This window comes from Devosia sp., assembly GCF_017744655.1.
Taxonomy (GTDB): domain Bacteria; phylum Pseudomonadota; class Alphaproteobacteria; order Rhizobiales; family Devosiaceae; genus Devosia.
Window position 1 is genome coordinate 1 of sequence record NZ_JAGIAW010000014.1, and the last position, 12,795, is coordinate 12,795.

Here is a 12,795-nt window from a genome sequence, read left to right on the forward strand (position 1 = left end):
AGCGCTCCACGAGACGGCCTCCGTCTGCGCAAAGCCCTGGGCGTCCTTGTACACCACCGAGAAGGCCGGCGGCGTGATCGTGATCGAACCAAGACCATCCGAACCCATCGAGAACAGCGAACCCGCAGCACCCGAGGCAGTCGCAACATTGGCCACACCGTCATTCGGCGTGTTGTTGCCCGGGAACAGAGTCTGCGCTTCGTCGTCAACGACCGTCGAAGACGTCACAACGCCCATCGAGACCGGACCGTCATCCTCAAATCCGACGACGCTGGATTCTCCATTGGCGATATCGATCGTTGCGGAGGCGCTGGCGGAATCGCCGTCGAAATCCGTAGCGGTCACATCCATGCGCAACTGAACGGCGCCCTGCAAAACCCGCAGGAACGCGGTTTCGTCGAACTGCTCGGACGAACCATGCGAAATGGCCTTGAACAGCGTCGTTTCGATCTGCTCGGCGCCAGGTGCGCCGACGATTTCAAGCCGGAAGGCAATCGCATTGCCCGCGTCGCGGCCGACAATGGCGCCACCTTCGAGGAAGAGCGTAATCAGACCACCATTGGTGGCGCTCAGATTGGTCGCCAGTCCGCCAGCCGGAATGCCGGTAAAGCTGAAGGAAATAACGAGAGGATTGGTCGCTGCCGCGCCATCGGCGCCGTAGCCGCCGGTCAGCGTGAAGAGGTCAGCAAGGCCACCCGCAAAGTTGCTCGTCGTGCGACCAAGCACACCTTCGGCGTCATCCGAATTGCCATTGGCGGATTCGCCCTGCGCGGCGCGCTCCGCGCCGACGGTTTCGTCCACGGCGATCGAGAGTCGGGTAGCACCTTCACCGGCATCCGGCGTCAGGCGCACCACCGGGCTATCGTCCTCGATGATCAGGCGAATGGTGGCCGGGGTGCTCATGCCGCCGGGAACGTCGGTAACCGTGATCGGCAGGTTGATCGCCAGCTCGTCTTCGCCGGGCCCCGTGTGATCGATCGGCTTATAGAGCGTGATCGTGTATTCGCCGGCAGGACCTGTGAAGGTCGCCTCGAAGACCTTTACGTCGCCCGCCCAGCCTGTGAGCGTACCGGTCCCTGCACCGGTCCAGGTGACCGGAACACCCCCCGAGGTAAATGCCGTGCCCGGGGTGCCAAACGTGAAGGTCATCGCATCGCCATTGGGGTCGACCGCCCCCAGCGAACCCGAAAATTCGCGCACACTCGAAAAGTCGAACGTCCCCAGATCATCGGGGAAGCCATTCTCCAATGCCTCTTCGGTGAGGCGCACTTCATAGAGTTCGCCTTCAAGGATAGGCGCGAGATTGGCATCGCTTGCCTCGACCCCATTGCCTTCGCCAATGCCGGCAGCGGCGGAGTCATCGAGCAGGCCGCCATACTGGAAGGCATCACCAATATCGCCAACGGGCCGCTCGAAATTGCCGCCCGAGCTCGACACCGAATTGCCTTCAGGACCGGCTGCAGTCTGGATATTGCTTTCTTCGAAGAGTGCCGCCACCGTGATGGGTGGGATTTCGATACCGCCGATGAAGATCGTCAGTCCCTGAATGGCACCATTGGGAACCACGATCACGGAACCATCCGGCTGGACGAATTCGAGGTTCGTGCCGTTCATCCGCGGTTGATCGATGCTAGCGCCTTCCGGCAGCCGCAGGATCGATCCTTCGCTGACCTCGATCACCACCTCTGCCGCCTGGGTCTGAACAGGCGCGTCTGGCTGCCCTGCCTGAGCCACCAGAATTGCCTGCTGCTGATCGGCGGCAGGAGCGGAAACGTCAGAGGTCGGAGCAACTGGGGTATCGATGCGAAGGGCCATAATGCCACCTGGGTCCATTTAACGCTGAATTAACCAGGTTATACGGGCTCGCTATCCCCCTCAGCAAACAGGAAGAATTGAATATCCATATCCGGATATAGCAATTTGGCGGAAGGATAACTTAACCTTAACTGGAATGCATACCCAGGTATGCCTTTGCGCTCGATGAGAAACCGCACCCAAAAACAGAAGGGCTAGGCTGCCTGACGGCGACCTCATCCCTGACGCGTCAGGACAAAATATAGCCAACCAACACTTTGGCCGGTGCCGGCGGCACCATGAGGATGCGGGCCGTGGTGCGACGCTCGCGATTGCCCGAACGTATGGAAATTCCGCACTCCGTAGTCTGTCCCGCCGGCAGATCCTTGAACAGGCTATCAAGCGGCCGTTCCATGGACAATTGGGCCGCATCGGCTAAGGCCCCGGGGCTTCCGGCCACCGATCGCAGATAGCGCAGAAATTCAGGATTGGACTGGACCAGGCGCTTGCGTTGGTCGAGTGCGAAGGCTGGCGCCGGACCTGCCTGCAGCAGACTCACCATCGACGAAATTTGCGCCAGCGGCCTCAACCGCTCGACTTCTCGCAGCAGGAGATCAACTGTAGTACTGCGAATCGCCCCGGTGGCGTTGATGTCGAGATTGTTGGCGGCTTCCACAATCTGCGAAACAAAGCGCGTTCGCTTCTGCCCCGCTTCATTGCTGAGTTCGTCCAGCGCCTGCCAGAAGATTTTTTCAAGCCGCACGCCGGTTCTCGCACCACTGATAGTCAGCGTCCGAAATTCAGGGCTGGTAATCTCTATAAGGCGGGAATCGGCATTTTCGTCGGCCTGCTCCTGCCAGGCGGCCCTATCGTTCACTGAACGCCTCCTGCCGCACCTTGTTGATTGGCTTGAGAAGGTATTGCAGCACGGTGCGCTTGCCGGTCAGAATGTCGACGGAGGTCACCATGCCCGGTAGCACCGGCAGCTCCCGCCCGCGATATTCGAGCACGGACTTATCCGCTCGAATCTGCACGATGTAATAGGTCTCGCGCGTATTGGGATCGACCATGCTATCGGCCGAGACATTGGTCACACGCCCGGTTAGGCCGCCATAGATAGAATAGTCATAAGCCGTCAGCTTGATGCGCGCTTCCTGGCCCGGGATGATGAAGGCAACATCGGAAGGCCGCAACCGGGCCTCGACCAGCAGCACATCTGAAATCGGCACGATATCGAGCAGCTTTTCGCCCGCCGCCACGACGCCTCCAATGGTGTTGATCTCCACGGTGTTGACTACGCCATCGACCGGCGAGCGGATATCGGTGCGTCGCACCCGGTCCTCCGCACCGCGAAGCTGCTGCTGCGTGCTGGCCAACTGCGCCAACGCCACCGTGAGTTCCGCAAGCGCGTCCTGTCGGAACTGCAGCGTCGCCTGATCAACCTGCAACTGCGCTTCCCTCAGCGCTGCCTCGATCCGGGCCACCGATTCCGCCACGGCAGCAATCTGGCCGTTCAGGTCTCCAACTTCACGTTGCGCATCAAGATAGGCCGTTTGCGCCACGAGCCCCTTGGCTGCCAATGGCTCCATCAGGGCCAGACGTTCCTGGGCAATTTTCCGATTGGCCCCAAGCCGCGTCGCATTGGCAGAGGCCTCGCCCAATTCGCGCTGTCGCTGCTCGACACGCTGCGCAAGCACCTGCATGCCCTGCTCCAGGCTCGCTGCGCGACTGGTCATCAGCGCGATCTCGCTGTCGCAGACTTCCGGCGCCGAAACGGTGATTTCCGCCGGGCAAATGAAGGCATCGACACCCAGCCCCTGGCTTTCGGCGCGCAGACGCGTCGTCTGCGCGAGGAGTGCCAGCACACGCGCCTCAACCTCCCCAGCGCTGGAAGCCGTATTGGTATCGTCGAGCTGAATGAGCTGCTGGCCTTGCCGCACCTGCTCACCCGCGCGGACCAAAATGTCGGTCACCACCCCCGCTTCCGCCGCCTGGATAATCTGGGTCTTGCCCGAGGGGATGACGCGCCCTTCCGCGCGGCTGATTTCGTCTACTTCGGCCCAGGACGCCCAGAGCAGCGCAATCACCGCAAAGATGCTGATGATGGCAACGACATAGAGCCAACTGCGCGGCGGCGGCGGCGCTTGCAGAACTGCCGGAGACTGCTGCTGAACGGGAAAGGGCGCGTTCATCCGACATTCCCCCGGTTCCGTAGGGCCGCCAGCACGTCCTCGCGAGGGCCGTCGGCAATGATCCGACCATTGTCGAGCACGATAAGACGCGTCACCAGCGATAGAACGCTATAGCGGTGCGTCGCCACGAGCACCGTTTGCTCCGGCATGAGGCTTGCTTCAAGATTGGCGATAAGCTGGCGCTCAGTCGCCAAATCCATCGAACTGGAGGGCTCGTCGAGAAACAGGATTTTGGGTTCGGTGAGCAGTGTGCGTGCCAGCGCCACCGCCTGTCTTTGCCCGCCCGAAAGTAAAATGCCGCGTTCGCCCACCTGCATGTCATAGCCCTGCGGGTGACGAGAGACGAATTCGTCCACGCCGGCCCGCTTGGCAATCATCTTCAGGCGCTCTTCGCTGGCAGTCGGATCGGCGAGTAGAATATTTTCGCGCACTGTACCGTTGAAAAGCTCGGGGTCCTGCAAGACGAGGCCAACGCCACGCCGCAGATCGGCGGGGTGATACTGCCCGATATCGGCGCCATCGATCATGACCTCGCCCTCGCCGGCGCTATGAAAGCCTACGAGCAGTCGACCAAGTGTGGTCTTGCCCGAACCGATCCGGCCGATAATGCCGATTTTTTCGCCCGCATCGGCCTTGAAGCTGATGCCGTCGAGGACGAAAGTCTTGCTACCGGGATAGGCGAAGCGAACCTTATTGAGGGAAATGCGCCCCTGGCTCACATTGCGCGCCGAAAAGCCGTCCGTACTGGTCCGCTCGTCCGGCAAGGACATGATCTGATCGACCGTTTCGTAGGCTTCTATCGCGCTACGGGTCTTGAGCAGCAGCGAAGCAATCAGCGAGATCGGCGCAATCAGCCGGTTGGAGAGCATCATCGATGCGACGATTGCCCCCATGCTGATATCGCCGGCCGCAGCCATGAACGTACCGCCGATAATGATGCCGCTCATCGACAACTGCGTCAGCGTGGCGGTGATATTGGTCGAGATCGACTGCAGCCACTTTATGGTGTTTTGCGTTTCCGACGAGGCCAGGACCGTGGCCTCCCAACGGCGCAGGAGTTGACCTTCCGCGCGCGAAGCTTTGACCGATTGCGCCCCCGTCAGCGCTTCCACAAGCACGGCATTGCGCGCCGAAGACTCCCGTAGCGCCGCCTTGACCGCCCGACCCGACAGCCAACCGACGAACAGCGTTGCGGCAATGGCAATCACCCCCGCTATCAGCGGAAACAACACCAGCCAGCCCACCAGGATGGCGATCACCCACGCAAAAATACCGAGGAACAATACGTCGACGAACATGACCAGCGTGCTCGACGCCAGGAAGTCCCGCAATACTTCATATTGGGCGATGCGGTTGACGAAAGCCCCAGTCGAAGACGGGCGCGCTTCCATCGGGGTGTTGAGCACGCGATCGAACAGGAGCGACGATAATTTGAAATCGATGCTGCGCCCAACATGGTCGATGATCGCCCCACGCGCGAGCTTGAGGGCAATATCGAAGACCAGCACGAGAAGCAGACCGACAGCCAAGACCCAAAGGGTCGAAATCGCCGCATTGGGCAACACGCGATCGTAGACATTCATCGTGAAGATCGGGAAGGCGAGCGCGAAAACATTGATGAACGTTGCTGCCGCCAGAACGTAGACTACGCTTCGCCCGTGTCCTTGGAAGGAAGACCACAGCCAATGCCCGGTGCGGGCAAAGCGAACGCCGGAATTTTCCTGCACCATGCCATAGTTCGGCGTCAGGATGACCAGATCACGCGGCTCGCGCACCTTGAGCATCTTCGCATCAAGAATACGATCTTCGCCGCGCGCGGCGTCGAAGCAATGGAAAGCCCGGCGCCCTGCCCGCCCCAGGATAACGAGAATTCCGCCCTCGGGCCCAACAGTCAGAGCCGGCATTTCGAAATCTGCCAGAGTTTTGATCGCGCGGTTTTGGGTGCTTGCAGTAACGCCGATACGCGCCATTGCGGGCGCGATCAGCTCGGGGGTCATCCTGTCATTGTCGAGTGGCAGTCCCGCTGTCAAAAAGGAGCGAGAATCGGGTTTGCGCCAGAGCCGGGCGAGATATTGCAGCGCGGAGAGTATCTGGTCCGCACCCTGCGCTCCTGCACCTACGCCTGCAGCACCAACCAAGGGCACCGGCGACTCCACTGTGGATGTGGTCTCGTAAGACGTCATTTCTAGCACATTGGGCGCCGGGCCGGCCGCTTGTGCCCGCTCGGCCGCCACGCTCCCGTGGACCTGCAAAGGCAGATCCATACCGTGTTCAAGTGGTACAGCGCCGACCGTATTGTCGGCAACAAAACCCGCCGCAAAGCAGCGAATAGGGTAAATATCGGCCTCTCACCCTCGTCAAACAGAAGGTCAAAGTGCCGCCAAATCCTTGCCGGCCCATTGCCGGCAAGCATGATTATGTGCCCGCTCTCAGGGCTTGAACGTCAGATCCAAAGGCTTGCGGTCAGCCGGATCCGAAACATTGCCGGGCTCGACATTGAACGCCGCGCGGGCATAAGCACCTGAGGGAGCCTCCAGGCCCATGAACCGCAGCAGCGAGCCCGTGGCGGCCAGCAGGCGGTATTCTGCGAAGCTCACACCGAAAGCCGCGGTTTCCTGCAGCATCTGCACGTTCACTCGGGTGTTTTGAGCGTCAAGCACATCGAGCAGCGACCGTTCGCCAACACCGAACTGCTCGCGATAGGCCGCGATCAGGTTTGCAGAAGCATTCAACTGGTCACGATAGGTCGACGCCAGTGTGCCCTGGGTCTGCAATTGCAGCCACGAGGTCTTCACGGCCTCGTCAACTTCGCGATAGGCCTGAGCGTGGTTGTACATCGCTTCGGATTCGCGCCGGATTTCTTCCTGAACCTGCGCCTCGCGAACGCCACCATCGAAAATGTTCCAGCGCAGCGACAGACGCGCACTGAAATCATTGGTGATGCCGGCAGAACCGCCGATATCGTAACCGGTCGCACCACGTGCCTCGAACTGCACCTTCGGCGCGAAAGCACTTTCTGCCTGTCGAACCAGCGCAGCGGCAGCATCAATGTCGGCCTCGGCAATACGAGCGACCGGACTATTGATCCGCGCGACCTCCATGGCGGCCTGCAACGTGCGCGGCAAGGCCGCTCCGGGGTGCGGCGGCATGCCGACGGAACTTGGCTGCGAGCCAACGAACAATTCGAATTCGATACGCGCCGCTTCAAGCGCCACGGCCGCCTCGGTCACACGCGCCTTGGCGGCAGCGAGACGTTCGATGACCTGCAGACGATCCGATTCGGTAAGCTGGCCGCTCTCGATACTCGAGGCCACATCCTGAAGCATACCTTCGTGGAAGCGGACATTCTCCTGGCTCAACCCAAGAATACGCTGCTGCAGCACAACCTGATAGTAGACGCGAGCAATTTGCAGAGCGATGAATTCGCTGCGCTCCAGCACGCGGAAGGACGCACTGTCGATACGCGCAGCCTGGCGATCCACGCCAGCATCGCGATATCCACCGTCAAAGAGGTCAAAGGTCGCAACCAGAGCGATTTGCGCCGGCACGAGCGCATCGTCATCAAGCCCTGCCGCCCGGCGAGAGGGCGTGTCTAGGCGCTGTACGCCAACCGATCCCTCAAGATCGACGCGCGGCGCATAAAGACCAAGCGCCTGACGCAGCTCGAATTCCACCGCCTGCTGGTTTTGAACGGCAGCGCCGATTTCGGGATTGGATGTCAGCGACAACTGCACCGCGTCGCGCAGAGACATGCCAAACGACGGCACAGCCAGCACAGTCGCGAGTGCGGTGCCCAGCGCCAATGCGCGGATAGACCAAAGCTTCATATCGCCCCCAAGCGCCCATTCAGCCAGCGCACCACCCAAGCCCCGGGCGCCACCGACCAAACACAATGTAGCCGCAGAGACCGCACTCTTCCGCCTGCCACAGCTTCCATAATTATTACTTTGATACCCGAGAGTTAGACTCCTGGCAACCGACACTTGCTGTCATCAGCCAAGAATCCAGCGATTATTGACCGTTACGACATTTGCGCCACAGTAAAGCAAATCCAGTACAAACATGTAATGACTGAAAACAGAGAGATTTCTCATTCAGCGCAAAGCAAGTTATTCTGATATATGATTTACAAAAATTGTAACTATTTTCTAAACCACACGGCACAGACTCTGGGTCTCTATTCTTCCTGGTAACCAATTTCTGTAAAGCAGTTGGCAGGAACGATCCGACAAAAATCTGCAGAGAATTGTTCCTGATTGTTTGGCCTGCGTGCACAACCCGCGACCCTTCCGTCATTAAGTTTCCCCATTTTGAACACAACTCTTCACCCGTGCCACCAAAAGGCTGCCCCGGTTCTCGTGTCATGGGTAACGCTCCCGTGATGGGATCGCGCAATGAACGATGAGGCCAAGCATGCCGATGTCCCGATTCCGCTATACGCTAAACGAGGCCGTGGGCGATCCCAGCGCCTGGACCTTTACATGGGCGATAGCGGATGACGTGACCCTCGCCAGTAGCTGTGGCTTTTGCGGGCAAGAGCACCAGCGTCTCACCTATGAGGTGGCCCGCGGCGATGTCACCCTCTGGATTTGCCAGCGCTGCGTCGGCCGCTATCCCGTAAGCGGCGTGATCGATGGAGATCGATTCGATCTCCCCTCCGTCCGGGCCTATATCCACGGGCTCACCGCGCGGCAGAAACAGCGCACCTGCCAGGAAGCCATCCGAAAAGTGCAAACGGCCCTTCCCGATCTGCCGCTCGGCGAGATCGTGGTCTATTTCGAGCGCAATCTGCAATTGTCGCCTCAACACGCCGCCGCACTTTTCGCCGGCATGGCGCAATTGGACGAACCCATCGACCCGCGCATTTTCGAAGTCCAGACCCGCAGCATTGCCCATCAAGACGAGTTCGGCACTCTCGATGAAAGAGCACGCGCCGTCGTCTGGCCGGCCCTTACCCCTCAGCAGCGACGCAGGCTCGCCTCCCTCGGTTTTGCTCCCGGCGGCGCACGGACACGGCGAGCCCGTCCATCCGATCGCCGCGAGTTGCCCGCTCCCCGCATGCCTGCCCTGAGCGAGCCGGCAATGCTTGATCCTCTCCCTGAACCCACTGAAAAATCAACGGCTTGAGGCCACCTCCAATTGCTTGAGCGCCGATGGCGCCGTGGTCCTGCCCCATTGCGGGCATGATCGATCGCGACGATCCTCATTCCACGAATAGAAGCAAGGATGGGGACATGATCTCAGCCCCCGACTGGACTCACTCTGTCGCGCGTCGCGTCTTCGTCTGTCTTCTGGCGCTCGTCGCGACAGGCGCCACGCAAGCCGCCGAACCCTATATTCTGGGTATCTCGGACAAGCTCGCCATCAAGGTCGTGCAATGGAAAGCCGCCGACTCCACCTTCGAGGAATGGAGCGCGCTCGGCGGCGACTACGTGGTCGGCGCCGATGGGAATGTGAACTTCCCCATGGTCGGCCCGACCGAAAGCCTGGGCAAAACCAGCACGCAGCTCGCCGCAGATCTCGGCACCGCCCTGCAGCAATCCCTTGGCCTGCCAACCGCACCTTCGGTCACGGTAGAGGTCTCCACCTACGGCCCCATCTACGTCTCAGGCGATGTCGGCTCCCCCGGCGAATACCCCTTCGCTCCCAACCTGACAGTCGTAAAAGCCCTGGCCCTCGCCGGCGGCGAACGCCGCAGTGCCGAAGCCGTGGTCCGCCCCGAAAAGGAAATGCTGAGCACCTCCGGCGCGCTCGACGTCCTCGAAGACGAATATGCCCGCCTCCTCATCCGCCGCGCCCGCCTCGATGCGGAACTGGCCAATCAGGAACAGATCGCCGTCCCCCCCGAGCTCGAAGGCCACCCGGACCTGCAATCGCTCCTCGCGGCCGAAACCGCCATCCTCGAAGCGCAGAAGCGCCAGGCCGAAGCCCAGTCGACCTCCCTCACCGACGAAGTCGGCCTGCTGACCACCCAGATCACTGCCTTCAACCAGAAGCAGACCAGCGCCGAGAGCCAGCTCGAAACCGCCCGCGATCAGTTGACCAAGATCACCGCCCTCTCCGACGATGGCCTGGCGCTCTCCTCCCGCGTCACCTCGCTCCAGACCAATGTGGCCGACCTCGAGACCCGCCTCCTCGACACCGAGACGGCAACCCTCCAGGCCCAGCAGGCCATCGCCACCGCCAATCGCGAACAGGCCCGCCTCACCGATCAGCGCATTTCCGATCTCACGCTCGAGCGTCAGACCGTCGACGGCCAGATCAGCGCCCTCGCCCTCAAAATCTCGACGCAAAAGGGCCTCGTGCAGGAAGCCGTGCTCTATACCGGCGTCTCCGCGCAGAGCGACACCGCCCCCTCCTACACCTACGTCATCATCCGCGACGGCGAGGAAATCCCTGCCGAGATCGGCACCCCACTCATTTCCGGCGACGTCGTCATCGCGCGCCTCGCCTTCGCACAGTGAGGACCCTTTTCAGATGAAACGCACCCTCGCCCTTCTGACCCTACTGACCACAGCCATCGCCACTCCCGCCCTCGCCCAGGACGCATTCTTCGACGATTTCGACGTGCTCGACCAATCCCGCTGGTACGTCGCCGATGGCTGGGCCAATGGCGCCCACCAGAACTGCACCTGGTCCACCGATCAGGTCACGGCCTCAGGCGGCATGCTCCGCGTCGGCTTTGCGCCGGGAGCCAAAGGGGACCGCCAATACCGCTGCGGCGAACTCCAGACCCGCAGCGCCTATAGCTACGGCACCTACGAAGCCCGCCTAAAGACGCCCTCCGGCGCCGGCCTCAACGCCGCCTTCTTCACCTATATCGGTCCACAGCAGGGCAAGCCGCATGACGAGATCGACTTCGAGATCCTCACCCGGGACACCGGCCACGTCGACACGACCACCTTCGTCAACGGCAAGAGCGGCGACGGCGAAATCGGCAGCGGCCAGTCCCACGCCCTGCCCTATCCGTCCGACAGCGACTTCATCACCTACGCCATAACCTGGGAGCCCCATCAGGTGCGCTTCTACATCAATGGCCAGCATGTCCGGACCATGGACGATCCAAAGACCATTCCGAGCAATGCCCAGCGCATCTTCTTCAGCCTCTGGGGATCAGACACCCTGACCGACTGGATGGGCGAGTTCACCCCTGTCACCGCCCCCATCGCAATGGAGGTCGACTGGGTTGCCTTCACCCCGCTCGACCAAGAATGCGCATTCGAACAATCCATCCTCTGCCAGGACTGAAAAGGACTTCTCGATGAAGCTGGTATTCTTCCGCGGCCACGTGCCCAATTTCGGCGATGAGTTGAACCTCCACGTCTGGCCCGCCCTCCTGCCAAAAGGCTTCCTCGACGAAGACGAGAGCGAGCTTTTTGTCGGCATCGGCTCCATCATCGGCGATCACCTCCCCGAAAAGTCGCGAAAGTTCGTCATGGGCTCGGGCTATGCCGGCTATATGGGCCTGCCTGACATCAAAGACGGCACCTGGGACATCCGCTTCGTCCGCGGCCCCAACACCGCCAAAACCCTCGGCATCGATCCCAAACTCTCCATCTGCGACAGCGCCATCCTCCTCCGCGCCATGGACCTGCCGCCCCCCGACGACAGCGTCAACATCGCCTTCATGCCCCATTATGAAAGCCTCGAACGTGGCGACTGGGCCGAGGCCTGCCGCCTTGCCGGCATGACCCTGATCGACGCCACTGCTCCGGTGGAAACCGTCCTCAGCCAGATCCGCGGCGCCCGCCTCCTCATCACCGAAGCCATGCACGGCGCCATCGTCGCCGATGCCCTGCGCACCCCCTGGATCGGCGCCCGCCCCATCTATGGCGGTCACCACAAAAAATGGCTCGACTGGGCCGGCGCCCTCAATGTCGACGTGCGCCTCAACGAGCTGAAGCCCACCAGCGTCCTCGAATACTACATCGCCCGCACCGGCCGCGGCGGCCGCCTGGGCAAGGTCGGCAAATTCAATGCCTCCCCCCTCGCCGCCATCCCCAACCGCATCCTCACCGGCCTCGCCGCCCAACACCTGCGGCAAATGGCCCGCCTGGAACCCCAGCTCAGCAGCGACGCAAAGATCGTCGAAGTCACCGAAAAAGCCCAAGCTGCAGTAGACACCTTCGTCCGCAGCCGCGTAGCGGTGAGCTAACTTTACGAGCGGACAGAGGGAGCAATGCCCTCTGTCTTACATCTCGAAGTCGTCATCATCGTCAGACGGGTTCAGAAGCGGCATGTTGACGGAGCTTGATATCGCGACGACTTCGATGTCGCCTTCGCGAATGCGGTAATCGTAGAAATACCGTCCCTCAGAAGACGCCGCAATCCCGGCACTGGAAGCCCGTCGTCCGAAAATCCGGCTTCCGCAAAGCCCGCGAGATCGCGCCTTACCGACTTTACCCGCTCCAGAAAATGCTCCGCCGCCGCACGGCTATGCTGACTAAGATAGGTCGCCTCCTGCCGAACATAGTCGGCGGCGTTCCTGGAGAGTTTGACTTTCATCAGGCGGCATTGCCGCGAACGATCTGCTCCACCTGCGCAATAACGTCATCCATGTCCTCGGCCTCGCCCTTGTCGAGCTGTGCAAGACCATCTGCGACGTTGAGAATTTCGGCGCCTTCGCCGGCCAGATAAAGCCGCATGGCGCGCACCATTACCCAGCTACGGGAACGGTCCGACGTTTTCGCAATGCGTTCGATTGCTTCCAGCACATCCATGGGCAGACGAAGAGTGATGGGGTCGGATAGCTGTGGCTTTGACATGGCTACACTCCAAATCAAACTACAGCGTATTACAAATTCAGCAA

10 protein-coding genes are annotated in these 12,795 nt (G+C 61.0%); 4 read left to right on the forward strand and 6 right to left on the reverse strand.

What is annotated here, in order from left to right:
- The 5 genes from J7557_RS19720 to J7557_RS19740 form a co-directional block, all read right to left on the reverse strand.
- A partial coding sequence (locus tag J7557_RS19720) for a DUF5801 repeats-in-toxin domain-containing protein (protein ID WP_291421858.1) occupies positions 1–1,815 on the reverse strand: 1,815 nt, incomplete at its 3' end.
- Positions 1,816–2,044: 229 nt separating this feature from the next.
- Complete coding sequence (locus J7557_RS19725) at positions 2,045–2,671, reverse strand: ribbon-helix-helix domain-containing protein (protein WP_291421860.1); 627 nt, start codon at positions 2,669–2,671, stop codon at positions 2,045–2,047.
- Positions 2,661–3,986, reverse strand: coding sequence for an HlyD family type I secretion periplasmic adaptor subunit (locus tag J7557_RS19730; protein ID WP_291421862.1), 1,326 nt, complete (start codon positions 3,984–3,986; stop codon positions 2,661–2,663). The genes J7557_RS19725 and J7557_RS19730 overlap by 11 nt, the downstream gene beginning before the upstream one ends.
- Positions 3,983–6,130: a type I secretion system permease/ATPase gene (locus J7557_RS19735; RefSeq protein ID WP_291421864.1), complete on the reverse strand. Its 2,148-nt coding sequence runs from the start codon at positions 6,128–6,130 to the stop codon at positions 3,983–3,985. The genes J7557_RS19730 and J7557_RS19735 overlap by 4 nt, the downstream gene beginning before the upstream one ends.
- Before the next feature lie 285 nt (positions 6,131–6,415).
- Complete coding sequence (locus tag J7557_RS19740) at positions 6,416–7,813, reverse strand: TolC family protein (RefSeq protein WP_291421866.1); 1,398 nt, start codon at positions 7,811–7,813, stop codon at positions 6,416–6,418.
- A gap of 586 nt (positions 7,814–8,399) precedes the next feature.
- Between J7557_RS19740 and J7557_RS19745 the strand changes: the two genes are divergently transcribed.
- The 4 genes from J7557_RS19745 to J7557_RS19760 all read left to right on the forward strand — a co-directional run bounded on the left by J7557_RS19745 (position 8,400) and on the right by J7557_RS19760 (position 12,141).
- Positions 8,400–9,113 carry a hypothetical protein gene (locus J7557_RS19745; RefSeq protein WP_291421868.1) on the forward strand — a complete coding sequence of 238 codons (714 nt, stop codon included), beginning with the start codon at positions 8,400–8,402 and terminating at the stop codon, positions 9,111–9,113.
- A 107-nt stretch (positions 9,114–9,220) separates the two neighbouring features.
- Positions 9,221–10,450, forward strand: a complete 1,230-nt coding sequence (locus tag J7557_RS19750) for a polysaccharide biosynthesis/export family protein (RefSeq protein WP_291421870.1) — start codon at positions 9,221–9,223, stop codon at positions 10,448–10,450.
- Positions 10,451–10,463: 13 nt separating this feature from the next.
- The gene (locus tag J7557_RS19755; RefSeq protein ID WP_291421871.1) at positions 10,464–11,234 is read left to right on the forward strand and encodes a family 16 glycosylhydrolase; all 771 of its coding nucleotides are present in this window, start codon (positions 10,464–10,466) and stop codon (positions 11,232–11,234) included.
- Positions 11,235–11,247: 13 nt separating this feature from the next.
- Positions 11,248–12,141, forward strand: a complete 894-nt coding sequence (locus J7557_RS19760) for a polysaccharide pyruvyl transferase family protein (RefSeq protein WP_291421873.1) — start codon at positions 11,248–11,250, stop codon at positions 12,139–12,141.
- A gap of 349 nt (positions 12,142–12,490) precedes the next feature.
- Here J7557_RS19760 and J7557_RS19765 read toward each other — a convergent pair whose 3' ends face one another.
- Positions 12,491–12,751 (reverse strand): CopG family ribbon-helix-helix protein, encoded by a 261-nt coding sequence (locus tag J7557_RS19765; RefSeq protein ID WP_291421875.1) that lies wholly within the window; start codon positions 12,749–12,751, stop codon positions 12,491–12,493.
- Between the last annotated feature and the right edge of the window lie 44 nt (positions 12,752–12,795).

Coding starts and splice junctions, on each gene's coding strand:
- J7557_RS19730 (WP_291421862.1), bottom strand. CDS start 3,986: ATGAACGCGCCCTTTCCCGTTCAGCAGCAGTCTCCGGCAGTTCTGCAA.
- J7557_RS19740 (WP_291421866.1), bottom strand. CDS start 7,813: ATGAAGCTTTGGTCTATCCGCGCATTGGCGCTGGGCACCGCACTCGCG.
- J7557_RS19745 (WP_291421868.1), top strand. CDS start 8,400: ATGCCGATGTCCCGATTCCGCTATACGCTAAACGAGGCCGTGGGCGAT.
- J7557_RS19750 (WP_291421870.1), top strand. CDS start 9,221: ATGATCTCAGCCCCCGACTGGACTCACTCTGTCGCGCGTCGCGTCTTC.
- J7557_RS19755 (WP_291421871.1), top strand. CDS start 10,464: ATGAAACGCACCCTCGCCCTTCTGACCCTACTGACCACAGCCATCGCC.
- J7557_RS19760 (WP_291421873.1), top strand. CDS start 11,248: ATGAAGCTGGTATTCTTCCGCGGCCACGTGCCCAATTTCGGCGATGAG.
- J7557_RS19765 (WP_291421875.1), bottom strand. CDS start 12,751: ATGTCAAAGCCACAGCTATCCGACCCCATCACTCTTCGTCTGCCCATG.